The sequence below is a fragment of the Komagataeibacter saccharivorans genome (assembly GCF_004348195.1).
GTDB lineage: Bacteria > Pseudomonadota > Alphaproteobacteria > Acetobacterales > Acetobacteraceae > Komagataeibacter > Komagataeibacter saccharivorans.
On record NZ_CP036404.1, the window covers coordinates 1,582,086 to 1,600,314 of the forward strand.

Genomic DNA, 18,229 nt, shown 5'->3' on the forward strand with positions numbered 1-18,229 from the left:
CCTACGCCTTGCCCTGCACCACATCGACACAGCGCAGGCACAGTTCGGGATGGCTCTCGTCCTGACCGACTTCTTCCAGCACCTTCCAGCAGCGCGCGCATTTATGGCCTTCCGCCACGCTGATGGTGGGAATGCCGTGCGGCGTGCCTTCCTGTGCTTCGTCCTGACCCAGATAGATCGAACCCGCACCGGCAATGATGCTGACTTCCGCCTGCGACACGATGGTCAGTTCGGCCCAGTCCACGCCTTCGAACTGCGCGGCTTCCGCCTCGGACAGCGGCAGTTCAAGGGCTGCCTGAAGGGAGGACTTGACCATCCCGCCACGCCGCGCGCTCTCGATTTCGGTGGTGATGATGCGGCGTACCCCACGCAGCATCGCCCAGCGGTCGCCCAGCGCGGGATCGTTCCACTCGGTCGGCATGTCCACGAAGGACTGCAGATGCACGCTTTCGGTATTACCCGGACGGGCCAGCCAGGCTTCTTCCGCCGTGAAGACCAGAACGGGGGCAAGCCATGTGCACAGGCAGCGATGCAGGTGGTCCAGCACCGTACGCGCCGCACGGCGCTTCAGGCTGGAGCGGCCATCGCAGTAGATGGTATCCTTGCGCACGTCGAAATAGAAGGCGGACAGGTCGGCGGCACAGAAACCGTGCAGCGCGGGATAGACGCCCACCCATTCATGCGTTTCCACCGCCCGGGCCACAAGACCGCCCAGTTCGGACATGCGGTGCAGGACCCAGCGTTCCAGTTCCGGCAGTTCGGCATAGGGCACGCGCTCGGCTTCGGTAAAGCCGTCCAGCGCGCCCAGCAGCCAGCGCAGCGTGTTGCGCAGGCGGCGGTACAGCTCACCCTGCTGCTTTAGGATTTCCTTGCCGATACGCAGGTCTTCATTCGTGTCCGAGTTCATGACCCACAGGCGCAGGATATCCGCCCCCATGCTGTCATTCACGTCCTGCGGGGCGATGACATTGCCCAGAGACTTGGACATCTTGCGGCCCTGCTCATCAAGCACGAAGCCGTTCGTCACCAGCGCCCGGTAGGGGGCGACACCGCGCGTGCCGACACTTTCGAGCAGGGAGGACTGGAACCACCCGCGATGCTGGTCCGAACCTTCCAAATACAGGTCGGCAGGGAACTTCATGTCGCCATGGCCCAGCACGAAGGCATGGGTCGAACCGCTTTCGAACCACACGTCAACGATATCGAACACCTGTTCGTAATCGTCAGGGTTGCGGCCATCGCCAAGGAAGCGTGAAGCGGGGGAACTGTACCACGCATCCGCCCCTTCGGCGCGGAAGGCCGCGACGATACGCGCCATGACATCTGCATCGCGCAGGACCTCACCCGTCCGTTTTTCCACGAACACGGCAATCGGCACGCCCCAGGCGCGCTGGCGGCTGATGCACCAGTCCGGGCGGCCCGCCACCATGGATGTCAGGCGGTTGCGCGCCTGCGCGGGCACGAACGTCACCTTGTCCAGCGCTGCAAGCGCACGGTCGCGCAGGTGGCCTTCGCCGTCCATGCGGATGAACCACTGCGGGGTGGCGCGATAGATGATCGGCGCGCGCGAACGCCATGAATGCGGGTAGGAATGGACCAGGGTGGCCCGCGCCACCAGACCGCACGGCGCGGTGCCGTCCGTTACGGCACGCTGCATGGCTTCCGCCAGCGCCTGACATACAGGCTCGGCCGCCTTGAACACATGGCCACCCGCAAACAGCGGCACCCAGTCGGCATAGCGGCCATCATCCATCACCAGTTCGGTGATTTCCAGCCCATGGGCACGGCCAAGGTTGAAGTCGTCCTCGCCATGCGCGGGGGCGGTGTGGACAAGGCCCGTGCCCGCTTCGGTTGTGACATGCTCGCCAGGCAGCAGCGGCACATCGAAATCATAACCCTGCCCCCGCAGCGGATGGGCGCAGACAGCCCCTTCCAGCGCGCTGCCCGGCAGGGTGTACAGCACATGATGGGCGGTAACGCCCGCCGCCTCACAGAAGGAACCGATCAGGTCTTCAGCCACCAGCACGCGGGCTTCGGGTTCCAGCATCGCGCCCTCGCCCACGCCATCGACGCGAACCACGGCATAGGTGATGTCCGGCCCATAGGCGATGGCGCGGTTGGCGGGGATGGTCCACGGCGTAGTGGTCCAGATCACCGCCGCCACGTCCTGAAGCGCGTGGGCGGGCGTGGGATCGGTTACGAAGGGGAAAGCCACATGGATGGCTGTGGATTCATGATCGCGGTATTCGATCTCGGCTTCGGCCAGCGCGGTTTTTTCAACCGGGCTCCACATGACCGGGCGCAGGCCACGGTACAGCAGGCCGTTGAGCAGGAATTTGCCGATTTCACCCGCAATCGCCGCCTCGGATGAAAAATCCATGGTGGCGTAGCGGTTCGCCCATTCCGCCTGCACGCCCAGCCTGCGGAATTCGCTGGCCTGCGTATCCAGCCATTTCTGGGCATAGGCACGACATTCGGCACGGAACTGCAGGACCGGCACAGAATCCTTGTCCTGCCCGCGCTTGCGATATTCTTCCTCGATCTTCCATTCAATCGGCAGGCCGTGACAGTCCCAGCCCGGCACGTAGTGGATGCCGTATCCCGCCATGCGGTGGGCACGGTTGATCACGTCCTTGAGGATCTTGTTCAGCGCGTGGCCGATGTGCAGGTGGCCGTTGGCGTAGGGCGGCCCGTCATGCAGCATGAACACGTCACGCCCCTGCGCCTGGGCGAAGAGCGTTTCATCCAGCTTCCCGCTTTCCCATCCGTTCAGAATCTCCGGCTCCCGCTTGGGCAGGTTGCCCCGCATGGGGAAGGAAGTGGTCGGCAGGAAGACCGTCTCCCGGTAGATATCCTGTGGTTTTGACTCGGACATGGCCTGTTCTGTTCTTCTGGCAAGGGGAAGCATACGGGACCGCTACCGGCCCGCGCGCAGGGCAACCTTATGGGGACCGCAAAGGCGGGTGGTCAAGTTCTGGACACAATGGTGCCGAACTGGTGGGCCGACAGGTAGGCTGTCGCCTGTTCCGAATCCCGCGCGATCTGTTCTTTCAGGGCGTCCACCCCGTCAAAGCGGCGTTCGGCGCGCAGCAGCGTATGCAGCGCAACCGACAGCGTCTGCCCATACAGATCGCCCGAGAAGCCCAGCAGATGGACTTCCAGCCTGCTTTCCTGCCCGTCATTGATGGTGGGGCGGCGACCGATATTGGCGACACCGGGGCATACCGTGCCATCGGCCATGCGCACGCTGACGGCATAGACCCCGCGCGCGGGTTCCAGATGACGGCCCAGGGCTATGTTGGCCGTGGGAAAGCCCAGCAGCCGGCCGCGCTTGTCCCCATGCTGGACCACGCCGCGAATCGACCACGGGCGGCCCAGCTCCTCCGCCGCGCGTTCGGGGTAACCATCCTGCAGCAGCCTGCGGATACGGCTGGAGGAATAAGGCCCCAGCGCATCGGCCAGCGGCGGGGCCACGGTCAGGCCGATGCCCAGTTCCTCGGTCTGTTCGGTCAGGAAATCGACATTGCCCCGCCTGCGGTGACCAAACGCAAAGTCGGTGCCGCATGCGATATGGGTCAGGCCAAGGCTTTCGTGCAGCACACGGGTCACGAAGCTTTCCGCGCTCATCGCGCTGAAGGTCTGGTCGAACGGGATCTGGAATACGTGCTTTACACCAAGCGCGGACAGGGCGGCGAAACGTTCCTGCGGCAGGGTCAGCCGGAAGGGCGGGTCCTGCGGGCGGAACAGTTCGCGCGGATGCGGCTCGAACGTCACAACCGCCAGTTCCCGATCGGGACGGGCCGCATGCAGCGTATGAAGCAGGTGGGCGTGCCCCAGATGGACCCCGTCAAAATTGCCCAGTGCTGCGACGGCGCCCCGCGCGGCATCGGGAATATTGCGCCAGTCCGTATGCAGATGCGCCTTCATACCGCCTCCGGATGCGGCAGTCCGAAGCGGGCGGCCACCTCCGCCAGCGTCACGGCGACCGGATGGGTGGTTCCGGGCTGGGTTCCGTCCTCGGGCCGGGCGATCTGGCAGGTGCGCAAGCCAGCGCTGGCGGCGGCATCCAGTTCGGCCACCACATCGGACAGGAACAGGACATCACCCGCATTCCACCGCGCATCATCCACAATGCGGCGATAGCTTTCCGCATCGCGCTTGCCGCCCATCTGCAGGTCGTAAAAACCCACGAACACGCTGCTCAGGTCGCCTTCGGTGGTATGGCCATAGATCAGCTTCTGCGCCGCGACGGAACCGGAGGAATAGACCGCCAGCGCCAGCCCTGCCGCCGCCCAGCAGCGCAGGGCGGGCACCACATCGGGATACAGCGTGGCCTTGAGCGCGCCATCGGCATAACCCTGCGCCCAGACCATGCCCTGCAATGCCTTGAGCGGCGCGACCTTCGCATCCGCGTCCATCCATGCCTCAAGCTGGCGCAGGGGGGCCACGCCGGGGGCCAGACGGGCGATTTCGGCTATCTGCGCCTGAACGGCGGGGTCATCGCCATGGCTGCGCAGCAGTTCAGGCAGCGCCTTGCGCGCATAGGGAAACAGGATGTCATGGACGAAGGAAACCGGTATGGTCGTTCCCTCAATATCCAGCAGCACCGCACGGACGGGCGGCTGCGTGGCCTGGGTCACGTTCTCATCTCCCTCAATACGGTTCAGGCTTCGGGGCTGAAGCTGGCCGCGATGTCACTTCCGGTATACTGGGCAATCCAGCCATCGGTATTGGTAAAAATCCGCAGGGTCACGAAATCGGGCGTGGTCCCGCCGTCAAACCAGTGCGGCGTGCCCGCCGGGACCGAAATCAGGTCACGCGCCGTGCAGCACACGTTATAGACACGGTCATTCACGTGCAGAATGAAATTCCCCTGACCATGCACGAAGAAACGGACTTCGTCCTCGCTATGGACATGTTCGGACAGGAACTTCCTGCGCGCCTGCGCCCAGCCTTCGGTATCGGGACCAACGCGCAGCACATCGGCCGAACCGGCCCCCGTTTCCCCCATCAACTGGTCAAGATAGGGCCGATAGGCGGCAAGCACCTCGGCTTCCGGCGCATCGCGCGGCGGAACGACGGGGCTGTCCCACCGTTCGAAGCGCACGCCGATGGCTGCAAGCTCGCCTGCAATCCGCGCGGGATCAGTCAGGTGGATGATGGCGGTACCGGGATTGTTATCGGCATAGACATCGAGGACGCTCATCCGAATTTCCTCTTTTCCAGTTCACAGGCCAGCAGGAACTCCAGCCCCTCAAGGCGCGCAAGGGCGGTGTCCATGTCCGCTCCCCACACATAGACCCCATGCCCGCGAATGATATAGCCCGCGCGCATGCCATCAAGATGCGGGGCCACGACGCGGGAGAGGCGGGCAATATCCTGATCGTTGTCGAATATGGGAACATGCACGCGGGCACCATGCGTCGTCTGCCCGGCAAAGACCTTCTGGACCTCGTAACCTTCAAGCACCAGCGCGTCACCGCCCAGCATCGACAGCACGGTAGAGGCGACGGAATGCCCATGCAGCACGGCACCGGCTTGCGGGTCATGGGCATAAATCTGGCAATGCAGCAGGGTTTCGGCACTGGGGCGGTCACCTGCGTTGAGAGGTACCCCCGCCATGTCCACCGCGATCACCCCATCGGCCCCCAGCAGCCCCTTGTGGCCGCCGGAACGGGTGATGGCCAGATTGCCATCGGGCAGGCGGATGCTGATATTGCCCGCGGTGGCCGGAACCCAGCCATGGCGGTCCATGCGCTGGCCCGCGGCAATAATCCCCTCTACCGCCCGGCAGTAAGCGCCTGCGGGAAACACTGCTTTATCCATTAGACCCTTCATCCACGCGCCGTATCATGCACGGACGCGGCCCCTGTCATTTCGCGTTATTGGCGGAACGCTGCGGGCTTTCGGTAAAGGAGGCGTCCGTTTCCTTGCCCGGTCCTTGGATGTGGCCCGTCGGAACCGGGGCATCCGGCGCGTCATCAGCCATGTTTTTCTTGAACGACTTGATCCCGCGCGCCATGTCGCCCATGAGCGAACTGATCTTGCCGCCGCCGCCGAACAGTACCAGCACCACGGCCAGCACGATCAGCCAATGTCCCCAGCTCAAGCTACCCATTGCATTCCCCAATCCGCGTCCATGACGCAAAATGCCGTTTTCCGCCCGCCATCCGATACGGCAGGCGACCTGCCCTTACTCCGCCTATGTGAGGGGACGCCCCATGATATGCAAGCACCCATGTCGGCCCGTTCAACCCGTCGGCAGGATAAATCCGTATGCAGGATAGACGGTTTTACCCATATCGTGAATGGGGGACCACCAAACCTTCACCCGCGACCAGTCATTGCGCCCCGATACATCGACCACCGGTTCACCGTGGCCGATTCGGCCCGGCACCCAGTTGGCCTGATCCACCAGCACTTCCCGCGGGCCGCGAACCGCGCGCACGACCGACACATGCCCCGCAGGCAGCCGGCCCGTCGAACGGAACACCAGCACGGCGCCGGGCGCGGGCGCACTGCCGCGTGGATAACGGCCCCGCGCCTGTCCCCACCATGACGCCGCATCCCCGCTAAGCTGGACATGCGTGATCTCACGCGCATAGGGCGCGCACTGCACCGCCCCGTGCCATCCCCCGCCCGCGCAGGCCGCAAGCGACAGCAGCAGGCCACCCGCCACCGCCCGCGCCAGCACGGCCTTCATGCCGACCTCATGCGCATGATCCTGTCCTCCGCCTCACTCACATCCATATCAAGGGCCTGCCGCGCGGTATCGCGGGCAAACCCCGCCCGCGCCATGGCGTCCATCGCACGCCGGTAGCGCTGCGCGGCTTCATCTTCATCCGCATCGGGGCGCAGGAATGGCCCGGCGCGACGCTTGCGCACGAATACCAGCGCCGCCGCCAGTTCCGTCTCGCGCCCTTCTCCATCGCGCGCGCCCAGCGCTTCCTCCATCGCCTGCCCTGCCGTGGCCTCATCCACGCCGCGCGCGCCCAGATGGGCCGCGACCATGCGGCGCGATCGTCCGGCACGGGCAAGGGAACGGGCACGGAATTCGGAAAAACGGGCATCATCCACCGCGCCCAGCCCTTCCATATCGGCAACGATGCGCGGGATCAGCTCACGGGCGGGCATGACGGCCTGACTGGCCGCCTCCGCTTCCATGCCACTGGCGATGGCGCGACGGACCCAGCGGTCCACATGCCGCACGAGTGTCTGTTCCACAGCGGCCCGCGTGGCGGAAAAGCGCGCCAGATATGCCAGCGCGACCGCGCGCAGCACGGCGCCATCCGGGGCGGGCGGAAGCGGGCGGGGAGCGGAACGGGAAGAACGGGCCACCATAACCGGCACTGTGCCACAATCCGGCCGTCCCCGCCCATACCCGGCAGGCTGGCGGATGGCAGCCATGGCGCAAACACAGGGGAAAACGGGGTTAAGGTTGCATTTCGCCCCCGTGGCCCATATTCTCTTGCGCTTCCGGGTCAAAATGCGCAGCCGGATGCCGTGCGAATCGCATCCGCGCATGATCTGGAAAATCGGGAAAGAAATATGCCCACCCCCTCGGCGGTGGGCCGTTTTCGTTTCTGAACCCGCCATCCTTTTTCTTTGAACCGAAGTTGCAAGGCCAATCCATGATTCCCGCCCTGATGCCAAACTACAATCGCGCCGACCTCGCTTTCGAGCGCGGCGAAGGTGCCTGGCTGTACACGGTGGACGGACGACGATTCCTGGACTTCGGATCAGGCATAGCCACATCCTCGGTCGGTCATAACAACCCGCATCTGGTGGACGCGATCACGCAGCAGGCGCAGCGCGTCATGCACGTGTCCAACCTGTACCGCGTGCCGCAGGCCGAACGGCTGGCCGCGCGGCTTGTCGCCAACAGCTTTGCGGACACCGCCTTCTTCTGCAATTCCGGCGCGGAAGCCAATGAAGGCATGATCAAGATGATCCGCCGCGCGCAGGCCAAGTCCGGCCACCCCGAGCGCACGCGCATCATCTGCTTCAATGGCGCATTCCACGGGCGCACGCTTGCGACACTGTCGGCCACGGGCAATCCCAAATACCTTGACGGCTTCGGCCCGCGGGTCGAGGGCTTCGATCATGTGCCGCTGAACAACATGAACGCCGTGCGTGACGTCATTACGGCGGAAACCGCAGGCATCATGGTCGAGCCGGTGCAGGGCGAAAGCGGCATCAATGCCGCCACCCCGCGCTTCATGCAGGAACTGCGGGCGGCATGTGATGAATACGGCCTGTTTCTGGGCGTGGATGAAGTCCAGTCCGGCATGGGCCGCAGCGGGCGTCTGTTCGCCTATGAATGGTCGGACATCACGCCCGATATCCTGTCCACCGCCAAGGGCATCGCCGGGGGCTTCCCCATGGGGGCGGTGCTTACGACCGAAACCATTGCAAAGCACATGACGCCGGGCAGCCATGGCACCACGTTTGGCGGCAGCCCGCTGGCATGCGCCGCCGCCAATGCGGTGCTGGACATCCTGCTTGCGCCCGGCTTCCTTGCGGGCGTGCGTGACCGGGCGGCGCAGCTTGACGCGGGCTTTGACCGGCTGGTGGCCAGCCATCCTGACATCTTTACCGGGCGGCGCGGGCTTGGCCTGCTGATCGGCCTGAAATGCAAGGTCGATGTGGCCACCGTGCAGAATGCCGCCCTTGCGGAAGGCATGCTGAGCGTCACGGCTGGCGACAACGTGCTGCGCATGCTGCCCCCCCTGACCGTAACCGAAGCCGACTGCACGGACGCGCTGTCCATGCTGGACCGGGCCGCGCAGCGCGTGCGTGCCCATCTGGCCGCGACGGCCAAGCCGGAGAATGTGGCATGAACGCGCTTCAGTCACCCGATACCCTGATCCCCCGCCATTTCCTTGACCTCAAGGATCTGGACGCCTCCACCCTGCGCACCATTCTGGATGTGGCCGTGGGCATCAAGCGCATGCAGCATAAGCGTGCGCGCCCGCTGCACCCCGCCCTGCCCCTGCGCGGGCGGGCACTCGGGCTCATGCTGTCCAAGCCATCCACCCGGACGCGCGTGTCATTTGAAGTCGGCATGCAGCAGCTTGGCGGCAACGTGATCCTGCTTGCGCCATCGGACATGCAGTTGGGCCGGGGGGAAAGCATTGCCGATACCGCCCGTGTGCTGTCGCGTTTTGTCGACGCCATCGTGCTGCGCACCGGCAAGACGGAAAACCTGCGCCAGCTTGCGCGGTGGAGCAGCGTGCCGGTCATCAACGGCCTGACCCCGGATTCGCATCCGGTGCAGATCATGGCCGACATCATGACGTTCGAGGAGCATCGCGGCCCGATCACCGGCCGCACGCTGGCCTGGGTCGGCGATGGCAACAATGTCGCCACATCCTTTATCGAGGCGGCGGCCCTGTTCGGCTACCACCTGCGTCTGGCCACGCCCCCGACCCACGCACCCAGCGCCGCGGCCGTGGCATGGGCACGCAGCAAGGGCGCGGACATCACGGTCACGACCGATCCCGTGGCCGCCGTGGCGGGTGCGGATGCGATCATTACCGATACATGGGTCAGCATGTCCGACAAGGCGTCCGACCAGCGGCTGAATGCGTTCGAACCCTACCGTGTTGATGCAGCGCTTATGGCGCATGCCTCCCCCGACGCCCTTTTCCTGCACTGCCTGCCTGCCCATATCGGGGAAGAGGTGACGGAAAGCGTGTTTGAAGGCCCGCATTCCGTTGTGTTTGACGAGGCCGAGAACCGTCTGCACGCGCAAAAGGGCATTCTTGTCTGGGCGCTGTGTGGCGAGGACTGGCAGCAATATGGAAAGGAGCCCACGGCATGACCGGACCGGCTGAACAGCCCGCCCTGCCGACCGCGACCGAAGATACGCCGGAAGTTCCCGGCTGGGCGGAAAAGAGCGTGCGCGACATCTTTGCCGCCCTGCCCGTTACCGATACCCGCCTTGATGCGATACGCGATGGCTATCTCGACTGCCTTGCGGGCGCGGGACGCACGCAGGATCTGGACATGGAACATGACCGCTGCCGCCTGCGCGCGATCGCCGCGATAGGTGAGAACGGTCTGCTGCCCGCAGTGCAGGTCAAGGACCTCGACCAGCGCCTTGCGGCGCTGGAGGCGGACATTACCGCCAATCTGTGATTATTCCGCGCCCGTCACGCGGGCGCGCTGCCGCGGGTTTCTGCCATGACTTCCAATATCTCCTCTCCCGCCTTTCTGGATTCCAGCCGCCCTGACACGCCCGATCTGGTCGTGCCGCAGGGCGTCGTGCCATTCTATCTGGACCAGCGCCCCGTTCGCGGCCGCCTTGTCCGGCCCGGCGTGCTGACCGATACCCTGCTGACGCGCCACGACAATCCCGATGCCGTGCTGCAACTGGCGGGGGAAGCCCTTGCGCTGGTGGCGGCGCTTGCCTCCTCGCTGAAATTTCAGGGTTCCTTCTCCCTTCAGGCCAAGGGCGATGGCCCGGTCAGCCTGCTGGTGGCTGACTGCACGGATTCGGGCGCGCTGCGTTTTCACGCCCGTTCCGATGATGAACAGGTGGCTGAACTGCTCAGGACCACCCCGAACCCCACGGCGGGTGAATTGCTGGGCAAGGGCTATATCGCCTTCAGTGTCGATCAGGGACCGGACACCGACATCCATCAGGGTATCGTCGAAATGACGGGCGAAAGCCTGTCCGACATGGCGACGCATTACTTCGCCACCAGCGAACAGCATGCCTGCTGGGTCCGGCTGTTCTGTGGAAAGACCGAACAGGGCTGGCGCGCGGGTGCGCTGGTGATGGAAAAGATCGCCACGGCCGGTGGCATCGAAACCACCCTCAGCGCCGAACAGGGCGATGATGCGTGGGAAACCGCGACAACGCTGGCCACGACGCTGAGCGCGCGTGAAGTGCTGGATGACCGGCTTTCATCCGCCGACCTGCTGTATCGCCTGTTCCATGCGGAAGGGCTGATCGTGGGGCAGCCCCGCGCCCTTGCGTTTGGCTGCCGCTGCTCCCGCGCGCGGCTGTCGGGTCTTCTGGAAACATTTTCGCTGGATGATCTGGACCATATGGCGAAGGAAGGAACGATCAGCATGAACTGTTCTTTCTGCAATCACAGTTTCCATTTCCAGCGCGACGAGATCAGCGGCAAGGTGGCCTGAAAAGCCACCTGCCCCTTTGCGCCCGGCGCGGATCGTGGCACGGTCATGCCCCTGATCTACCGACCGCGCCGCACGCGCCAGCCGTCATCGGGATATATTTCATGCGACCGAACCGTTCGCCGCTTTCGCTCCTTCCGTTACGCCGCAGCCTGCGTATCGCGCTGGCGGCCAGCCTGCCCCTTATGGCCCTGTCCGCCTGCGACCATGCGGACAGCCGCCCCACCACCACCTTTGCCCCGCCACAGTTCAGCAGCCAGCCGCCGCTGCATCTGAATGTCGCCTCCATCTCCATCGTGGACCGGGGACAGCCGGGCATGGTGCCGGGCGACCTGTCGGCGCGCGCGCCCTTTCCGCCGGACCAGTCGCTACGGCAGATGGCGCATGACAGGCTGATTGCCTCGGGCAGCGGGGGACAGGGCGTGCTGACGATCGACCGGGCCTCCATCCTGCACCAGCCCGGTGGCCTGCTGGACGGGCAACTGAACGTGCATCTGGATGTAACCTCCGCCGATGGGCGCAGCACGGGCTATGCCGTGGCGCAGGTCACGCGGACCTATGACCCGAAAACGAAAAGCGGCAATACCGACACGCCGGAAAACCTGAATGCCCTGACCGACATGATGTTGCAGGACATGAGCGTGGAACTGGAAAACCAGATCCGCAACAATCTGGGCAACTGGCTGGTCACGCCACCGGTGCCCGGCAGCGTCGCGGCCCAGCCGCTGGATGGTGCGGAAACAGCCACCCCCGCCGCACCGGTTTCTGGCGCTGTTGCACCCTACAGTAATTCCGTAACACTGGGCGGCGGACCGACGGACAGCACTCCGTCTTCCGCTACCACCACAACAACCCAGACGACGGCAAAACCCGTCCCGAGGGGAGATGACGGGCCGGATGCCATCTTCCCCGCGGGCTATCCGTCCGACGATACGGGTTCAACCACACAGACGACCAAAGGCAGCCAGCTCCGTTCGCCCCCGCCGGGCACGCTGACCCTGCCGGGCAGTACCACATCCGGCACAGCCAACTGACATCATACAGACGGGCGGGGGCGGATCATCCGCCCCCGTTTCCTTATCCGCCATCCGATCCCGTCATGCGCAGGACAATGCCAGGCGACAGGATTTCCGGCAGGATCACCTCCGCCCCATGCGCGGGATAATAGACATAGAACGGCACGCCATCACGACCATGATCGTGCAGGAAAGCTGTGATATCGGCATCCCGCCGGGTCCAGTCGCCTTTCATGTAAACAATTCCACGCTGCGCAAACGCCGCCTGCACGGCATGGCTGGACAGAGCGACGCGTTCATTGACCAGACATGAAATGCACCACGCGGCCGTCATGTCCACAAAGACGGGACGGCCCTGCGCGCGCAACTGTGCCAGCCGTGCAGGAGAAAAGGCCGAACTGCCATCGGCTACCCTGTCCGCCCCGTGCTCATGCATGGCGGCCAGAGGCAGCACACCCCCACCCACGAACGCCATCAGCAGGGCAAGAACCGCCACAGCCCGGTAAAATCCGGCGCGATGCACCCCGTCTTCACGCATATCCGCATGACCAGCCATGCGCAGGCACCAGCAGCCAGCCGCAACCAGCACCAGCCCCACCCCAAGCAGGACAAGTCCGTCGCTGCCACCTTCCAGCCATGCGACCCATCCCAGCCATACACAGGTCGCCAGCACCGGCAGCGCCAGCAGGTGCCGCACGGTTTCCATCCATGCGCCCGGACGCGGCAGCCAGCCCAGCAGGCCCGGCATGGCGGCAAGTAGCAGGTAGGGTGCCGCCAGTCCCAGCCCGAGGGATGCAAAAATAAGCAGCCCCGTTGCCGGTGACGCGGCCAGCGCACCCGCTACCGCCGCCCCCATGAACGGCGCGGTACAGGGGGAGGCCAGCACAACCGCCAGCACCCCGGTCAGGAAATCACCCATATGGGCAGGCAGGGCATTACCCAGCGAGCCCAGCCGCATGCCGATGTTAAAGACACCCAGCAGGTTAAGGGCGACCGCAAACAGCAGCAGGCAGATCGTGATGACAAAGCCGGTGGACTGGAACTGGAACCCCCATCCTGCCTGCTGCCCCGCAACCCGCAGGGCCGCGATACAGCCGCCCAGCATCACAAAAGACCCCACAACGCCCGCCGCATACGCCCCGGCCCCGGCAAGGGCCGCCCTGCGTTCCCCGCGCGCCATGCGTTCCAGCGCCAGCACCTTCATCGCCAGCACCGGAAATACGCAGGGCATGAGGTTCAGGATCAGCCCCCCCGCGAAGGCCATGGCCAGCAGGACCGCGATGCGAGTCACGTCGTTACCCTGCTGCGCAATGGGGCGGACATCTCCGGGTGTGGGCTGCACCCGCAGGCTGCTCTCGCGGCCCATGCCATCGCGCAGCACCACAATGCCGGACAGCCCCGTGCCGTTATGGAATTCCGGCCCCGGATGCAGGGCCAGTTGCACAATTCCATCGCGCACCGCCACGGCCTGCGGCGCATCCTGATCGATCGCCCCCGCCGTTTCGGGCATGAACCACGCCGCCCTTACCGCATCGGCGGAAAGCCCGCTGCCCGCGACCTGCAGGGTTCCTGTGGGGGAGAGTGTCGCCGCGAAAGGCGAGGGCACCGGTCTGCTGGCGGCAGCCCGCGCGAAATCCGCTGCCTGCGCCGAGGGATGTGGCTCACCGCGCGGCAGGGTCAGGCTGAAGGTGCCATGTTCGGGCACACAGACGGCGGCACAGACCAGCCAGTCGGCCTCGGCATCAAGGGTAAGCGCACCATCATTGCCTTCCACCGGCGCAGGGGACAGCGTGACCGGCAGCAGCACATCCCCGGTATAGGCGTATGAGGTCAGCGGCCCGTCATGCAGCACGCGGGGGGTAGGCCATTCGATGGTGCTGGCCTGCCCGCTCGCGCCGCCCCGCGCGGTGACGGACACGGTAGGCGCATCCCCTGCATCGCCGGGATTGATCCAGTAGGTATGCCAGCCGGGTGCAAGATGCAGCATCAGCCCCACATGCAGCGCACGGCCGGGCATGTAGCTGTCATCATCGGTGACAAGGGTTGCGGTGGAGCGCGTGGTTGTTACCGGCGCGCTCTGCGCGGCATGGGCCACGGGCGCTACGGCAAGCAGCGTGCACAGGATCGACACAAGCCACAGAAGGGGCACAGCAGACTCCACCGGAAAGAAAGGAAAGAAAAACGCGTCCCGGCATCATGCCAAGGATTGCCCCGTTACCATGCCGGACGCCATAAGATCAGGATATGGCTTTCGATCCCACCTTGCAAAACCGACTTGCGCCCCTTCTGTCCGCCGCAGGGGAAAACCTGCCGGTATCCAGCGCCATTCCCGCGCTGAAGGCGGCCCTTGCGCGCACATCCAACGCCGTTCTGGTGGCGCCGCCCGGTGCGGGCAAGACCACGCTGGTCCCGCTGGCCCTGCTGGACGCCCCATGGCGGCAGGACGGGCGGATCGTCATGCTGGAACCCCGCCGACTGGCCACGCGCGCCGCCGCCCAGCGCATGGCCGAACTGGTGGGCGAACAGCCGGGTGGCTTGGTGGGCTACCGCACGCGACTGGATGGCGCGACGTCGGAGCGCACGCGTATTGAAGTCATTACCGAAGGGCTGCTGGTCCGCCGCCTGCTGTCGGACCCCACGCTGGATGGGGTGGCCTGCGTCATCTTTGATGAAATCCATGAACGCTCCGTCGATGCGGATGCCGCCCTTGCCTTCTGTCTGGACCTTCAGCGCAGCCTGCGGCCCGACCTGCGGCTGGTGGCCATGTCCGCCACGATGGACGGTGCCGCCCTGTCGCAGCGCATGGGTGCCGAACTGGTGGAAAGCGAAGGCCGGATGTTTCCGGTCGATATCCGCCACGCGCGGCGCGATCTGGTCCATCGCCGGGATCTGCCCGATGCCATGGCTGCCGCCATCCGCACCGCCCTGGCCGAGGAAGCGGGCGATATCCTTGCCTTCCTGCCGGGCGTGGGTGAAATCCTGCGTGCGCGTAGCGCGCTTGCGGGCGTGGATGCGGATGTCCTTCCGCTGTATGGTGAACTCCCCCCCGCCGAGCAGGATCTGGCCCTGACCCCGCACCCGCAGGGGCGCAGGCGGGTGATCCTGTCCACCTCCATTGCCGAGACATCGCTGACCGTGCCCGGTGTACGCATCGTGGTGGATGGCGGTTTTCGCCGTGTGCCGCGGCTGGACCCCGGCACGGGACTGACGCGGCTTGATACGGTACGCATTTCCCGCGCGGCGGCGGCCCAGCGCGCCGGACGTGCGGGACGTGTCGCGCCGGGCATCGCCATCCGTCTGTGGACGGAAATGACAACCCGCGCCATGCCGCCGCATGACCAGCCGGAAATGATGGAAGCCGAACTGACCGGCCTGCGGCTCGATACCGCCGCGTGGCAGGAGGCGATGGGAACGGACCCCGCTGACCTGCCCTTCCCCGATACGCCCCCCAATGGCGCGTTCGAGGCCGGGCGCAGCCTGCTTCAGGCGCTGGGGGCGCTGGATGATGACGCCCGCATCACCCCGGAGGGCACACGCATGGCCAGCCTAGGCGCCCATCCGCGCCTTGCCGCCATGATGCTGGCTGCCCGCGGTCCCGGCGAATGCGCGCTGGCCGCCGATATTGCCGCCCTGCTGGAAGAACGCGACCCGTTGCGCCCGCGCCGCCCGGCGGGGCCCGCGCGCGGCGCGCCTCCCCCGGCTCCCGCCGATATCCGCCTGCGCCTTGACCTGCTGGCAGGGGGCGATCACCCCGATGCCGACCGTGCTGCCCTGTCACGTATCCGCCACGCCGCCCGACAGTATCGCAGGCGGCTGGGGCTGGGCCGCGATATTGTGGCACAGGGTGACTGCGCGGCCCTGATCGCAGCCGCATTTCCCGACCGCGTGGCGCAGTCGCGCGGGGATGTTGGCTCCTTCCGCCTTGCAGGCGGGGGGAGCGCGCGCCTGTCCAAAACCGATGAACTGGCCCGGCACGGCCTGCTGGCGGTCGCGGGCATGCATGTGCGCAAGGCGGCGGAAATCTGTCTGGCCGCCCCGCTGGACCGCGACGCGCTGCCCGATAGCGTGCTGGCGCGTGCGAAAGAACAGGTCGAGACCACGCTGGACACCACCACCGGCAGCGTGCTGGCGCGCCGCAGGCTCCGGCTGGGCAATCTCGTGCTGCGCGACCGTACCGTCACAGCCAGCGCGGAGGAAGTATCCAGCCTGCTATGCGCACAGGCCGCGCAGAACCTTGCCGCCACACTAAACTGGACCGATGCCTGCCGCCAGCTTCAGGCGCGTGTGGAACTGGCCCGGACCCGGCTGGACCGTCCCGATCTGCCTGACCTGTCGGACGCAGCCCTGGCCGGGACGACCGGAACATGGCTGGCCCCATGGCTTGCGGGGGTCAGCCGCCTGTCGGTACTGGGGGAAATGGACCTGCTGGCCATGCTGCGCGCCACGATGGACCATGCGACACTGAAATGGCTGGACCGGATGCTGCCCGCCCATCTGGAACTGCCCGGCGGACGGGCGGCGGTGGACTACCTGCAACCCGTGCCGGTCGCCAGCGCACGGGCACAGACCTTCTACGGCGTGACCCAGACACCACGCATAGCGGACGGACGGCTGGACCTGCGCATCGCCCTGCTGTCACCGGCGGGCCGACCGCAGGCCATTACCGCCGATCTGGCCGGTTTCTGGGCGGGGTCATGGGCGGATATGCGCCGTGACATGCGCGGTCGCTATCCCCGGCACGACTGGCCGGAAAACCCGGCAACAGCGTCTCCACCCCCCCCACGGCACGGGCGGAACCCATAATTCGGCATGCATTTCCCGACATGAGGGTATGCAGACATGGCATTGCCGCTTTTTTAAGATAACATGGCCCATCATGAATGCTTGTTCCTGCCGCCCCACATGGATACCGACCGCCATGCACCGCCCGGCTTCCCGCCTGCTACCGGTACTGCTGCTGGGCATTCCCGGCCTGACCATGCAGACTGTGGCGGCCTGCGCGCAGGGTGTGGCATCACCCGCCCCACAGCCGACCCCGTCGCTGTTTGCCGCACCGGTGGCGCCGGTCGTCTCGTCCGGGCCGCTGACCTTCGCGCCGCTGGTACGCCAGGTTGGTCCGGCGGTGGTGAACATCGCCGTTTCCCAGACGGCACAGGACAGCCGACAGGCCCCCGGTCACCAGCCCCTGCCCCCCAGCGTGAAGGGCACGCCGTTCGAACACCGCTTCCGCGAGCGGATGCGCGCCCATGGGGAAGAAATGCTGGGGGCGGGTTCGGGCTTCCTGATCGACCCCACCGGCGTGATCGTGACCAATGCGCATGTAGTCGGCGGCGCGGACCAGATTACCGTATCGCTGGCCGATGGCGCTGAATATCCCGCCCAACTCGTTGGCAGCGACGACCTGACGGATATCGCGGTCATCCAAATCCGTGCCCCCCGTCCCCTGCCATTCGTGCCATGGGGCGACAGCAGGCTGGTCAATATCGGCGACTGGATCATGGCCGCAGGCAACCCGTTCGGGCTGGGTTCATCGGTTACGGCGGGTATCGTATCCGCGCGCGGGCGCGACATCGGCACCGGCCCGTTTGACGATTTCTTCCAGATCGATGCGCCCATCAATCCCGGCAATTCAGGGGGACCGTCATTCAATCTGGCCGGGCAGGTGGTGGCGGTGAATACGGCCATCGTCTCCCCCACCGGGGGATCGGTCGGGATCGGGTTCGGGCTGCCATCGGAAATCGTGGCCCCTATTGTAGAGGAACTGCGCCGCAAGGGCCGCATTGACCGGGGGTGGCTGGGGGTTACGCTGGCTGACGGGCCGGGGCATGGTGGTGTGCAGATTGTCGGCATCGACCGTGACGGCCCGGCGATGAAGGCGCACCTGCATATTGGCGATGTCATCATCGCGGTGAATGACGAACCGATTGACACATCACGCATGCTGATCCGCTCCATCGCGGCAAAGCAGCCTGAATCCACGGTGGTACTGCATATCCGTCGCCATCATGAGATACTGGGACTGAACGCCTGTGTCGGCCACCGCCCCGACGAGGACCCGGAAGACTGAA

16 protein-coding genes are annotated in these 18,229 nt (G+C 65.7%); 7 read left to right on the plus strand and 9 right to left on the minus strand.

What is annotated here, in order from left to right; all coding sequences use genetic code 11:
- Position 1 precedes the first annotated feature (1 nt).
- From ileS to KSAC_RS07240, 8 genes are all read right to left on the minus strand, one after another.
- Positions 2 to 2,875, minus strand: coding sequence for an isoleucine--tRNA ligase (gene ileS, locus KSAC_RS07205; RefSeq protein WP_132304901.1), 2,874 nt, complete (start codon positions 2,873 to 2,875; stop codon positions 2 to 4).
- Between the two features lie 92 nt (positions 2,876 to 2,967).
- Positions 2,968 to 3,927 (minus strand): bifunctional riboflavin kinase/FAD synthetase, encoded by a 960-nt coding sequence (locus KSAC_RS07210; RefSeq protein WP_132304903.1) that lies wholly within the window; start codon positions 3,925 to 3,927, stop codon positions 2,968 to 2,970.
- A complete protein-coding gene (gene mtnC / locus KSAC_RS07215; protein ID WP_132304905.1) occupies positions 3,924 to 4,640 on the minus strand; it encodes an acireductone synthase in 717 nt (238 codons plus the stop codon). Before mtnC ends, KSAC_RS07210 begins: the two co-directional genes overlap by 4 nt.
- Before the next feature lie 23 nt (positions 4,641 to 4,663).
- Positions 4,664 to 5,206, minus strand: a complete 543-nt coding sequence (locus tag KSAC_RS07220; protein WP_102325616.1) for a 1,2-dihydroxy-3-keto-5-methylthiopentene dioxygenase — start codon at positions 5,204 to 5,206, stop codon at positions 4,664 to 4,666.
- Positions 5,203 to 5,826: a methylthioribulose 1-phosphate dehydratase gene (locus KSAC_RS07225; RefSeq protein ID WP_207918647.1), complete on the minus strand. Its 624-nt coding sequence runs from the start codon at positions 5,824 to 5,826 to the stop codon at positions 5,203 to 5,205. The genes KSAC_RS07220 and KSAC_RS07225 overlap by 4 nt, the downstream gene beginning before the upstream one ends.
- Before the next feature lie 46 nt (positions 5,827 to 5,872).
- Complete coding sequence (locus KSAC_RS07230) at positions 5,873 to 6,118, minus strand: twin-arginine translocase TatA/TatE family subunit (RefSeq protein ID WP_162900433.1); 246 nt, start codon at positions 6,116 to 6,118, stop codon at positions 5,873 to 5,875.
- A 132-nt stretch (positions 6,119 to 6,250) separates the two neighbouring features.
- Positions 6,251 to 6,703: a CHAP domain-containing protein gene (locus KSAC_RS07235; protein ID WP_102325613.1), complete on the minus strand. Its 453-nt coding sequence runs from the start codon at positions 6,701 to 6,703 to the stop codon at positions 6,251 to 6,253.
- The gene (locus KSAC_RS07240) at positions 6,700 to 7,341 is read right to left on the minus strand and encodes a regulatory protein RecX (RefSeq protein WP_132306162.1); all 642 of its coding nucleotides are present in this window, start codon (positions 7,339 to 7,341) and stop codon (positions 6,700 to 6,702) included. The genes KSAC_RS07235 and KSAC_RS07240 overlap by 4 nt, the downstream gene beginning before the upstream one ends.
- 290 nt (positions 7,342 to 7,631) lie before the next feature.
- On the opposite strand from KSAC_RS07240, the gene KSAC_RS07245 reads away from it, so the two are divergent.
- The 5 genes from KSAC_RS07245 (at position 7,632) to KSAC_RS07265 (ending at position 12,179) form a co-directional block, all read left to right on the plus strand.
- Positions 7,632 to 8,840, plus strand: a complete 1,209-nt coding sequence (locus KSAC_RS07245) for an aspartate aminotransferase family protein (RefSeq protein ID WP_132304909.1) — start codon at positions 7,632 to 7,634, stop codon at positions 8,838 to 8,840.
- Positions 8,837 to 9,823 (plus strand): ornithine carbamoyltransferase, encoded by a 987-nt coding sequence (argF, locus tag KSAC_RS07250; protein ID WP_132304911.1) that lies wholly within the window; start codon positions 8,837 to 8,839, stop codon positions 9,821 to 9,823. The genes KSAC_RS07245 and argF overlap by 4 nt, the downstream gene beginning before the upstream one ends.
- Complete coding sequence (locus KSAC_RS07255; protein ID WP_102325609.1) at positions 9,820 to 10,140, plus strand: hypothetical protein; 321 nt, start codon at positions 9,820 to 9,822, stop codon at positions 10,138 to 10,140. The genes argF and KSAC_RS07255 overlap by 4 nt, the downstream gene beginning before the upstream one ends.
- Positions 10,141 to 10,185: 45 nt before the next feature.
- Positions 10,186 to 11,148: an Hsp33 family molecular chaperone HslO gene (hslO, locus tag KSAC_RS07260; protein WP_165927298.1), complete on the plus strand. Its 963-nt coding sequence runs from the start codon at positions 10,186 to 10,188 to the stop codon at positions 11,146 to 11,148.
- 101 nt (positions 11,149 to 11,249) lie between these two features.
- Positions 11,250 to 12,179 carry a hypothetical protein gene (locus tag KSAC_RS07265; RefSeq protein WP_102325607.1) on the plus strand — a complete coding sequence of 310 codons (930 nt, stop codon included), beginning with the start codon at positions 11,250 to 11,252 and terminating at the stop codon, positions 12,177 to 12,179.
- Between the two features lie 43 nt (positions 12,180 to 12,222).
- Here the strand turns inward: KSAC_RS07265 and KSAC_RS07270 are convergent, their stop codons facing one another.
- Entirely contained in the window at positions 12,223 to 14,310 is a 2,088-nt protein-coding gene (locus KSAC_RS07270; protein WP_132304915.1) for a protein-disulfide reductase DsbD family protein, read from the minus strand.
- Between the two features lie 95 nt (positions 14,311 to 14,405).
- On the opposite strand from KSAC_RS07270, the gene hrpB reads away from it, so the two are divergent.
- On the plus strand, positions 14,406 to 16,964 hold the full coding sequence (gene hrpB, locus KSAC_RS07275) for an ATP-dependent helicase HrpB (RefSeq protein WP_181417413.1): 2,559 nt from the start codon (positions 14,406 to 14,408) through the stop codon (positions 16,962 to 16,964).
- A gap of 115 nt (positions 16,965 to 17,079) precedes the next feature.
- Complete coding sequence (locus KSAC_RS07280) at positions 17,080 to 18,228, plus strand: S1C family serine protease (protein WP_207918823.1); 1,149 nt, start codon at positions 17,080 to 17,082, stop codon at positions 18,226 to 18,228.
- Position 18,229 lies beyond the last annotated feature (1 nt).

Coding starts and splice junctions, on each gene's coding strand:
- ileS (WP_132304901.1), bottom strand. CDS start 2,875: ATGTCCGAGTCAAAACCACAGGATATCTACCGGGAGACGGTCTTCCTG.
- KSAC_RS07210 (WP_132304903.1), bottom strand. CDS start 3,927: ATGAAGGCGCATCTGCATACGGACTGGCGCAATATTCCCGATGCCGCG.
- KSAC_RS07220 (WP_102325616.1), bottom strand. CDS start 5,206: ATGAGCGTCCTCGATGTCTATGCCGATAACAATCCCGGTACCGCCATC.
- KSAC_RS07225 (WP_207918647.1), bottom strand. CDS start 5,826: ATGGATAAAGCAGTGTTTCCCGCAGGCGCTTACTGCCGGGCGGTAGAG.
- KSAC_RS07230 (WP_162900433.1), bottom strand. CDS start 6,118: ATGGGTAGCTTGAGCTGGGGACATTGGCTGATCGTGCTGGCCGTGGTG.
- KSAC_RS07235 (WP_102325613.1), bottom strand. CDS start 6,703: ATGAAGGCCGTGCTGGCGCGGGCGGTGGCGGGTGGCCTGCTGCTGTCG.
- KSAC_RS07240 (WP_132306162.1), bottom strand. CDS start 7,341: ATGGTGGCCCGTTCTTCCCGTTCCGCTCCCCGCCCGCTTCCGCCCGCC.
- KSAC_RS07245 (WP_132304909.1), top strand. CDS start 7,632: ATGATTCCCGCCCTGATGCCAAACTACAATCGCGCCGACCTCGCTTTC.
- argF (WP_132304911.1), top strand. CDS start 8,837: ATGAACGCGCTTCAGTCACCCGATACCCTGATCCCCCGCCATTTCCTT.
- KSAC_RS07255 (WP_102325609.1), top strand. CDS start 9,820: ATGACCGGACCGGCTGAACAGCCCGCCCTGCCGACCGCGACCGAAGAT.
- hslO (WP_165927298.1), top strand. CDS start 10,186: ATGACTTCCAATATCTCCTCTCCCGCCTTTCTGGATTCCAGCCGCCCT.
- KSAC_RS07265 (WP_102325607.1), top strand. CDS start 11,250: ATGCGACCGAACCGTTCGCCGCTTTCGCTCCTTCCGTTACGCCGCAGC.
- hrpB (WP_181417413.1), top strand. CDS start 14,406: ATGGCTTTCGATCCCACCTTGCAAAACCGACTTGCGCCCCTTCTGTCC.
- KSAC_RS07280 (WP_207918823.1), top strand. CDS start 17,080: ATGCACCGCCCGGCTTCCCGCCTGCTACCGGTACTGCTGCTGGGCATT.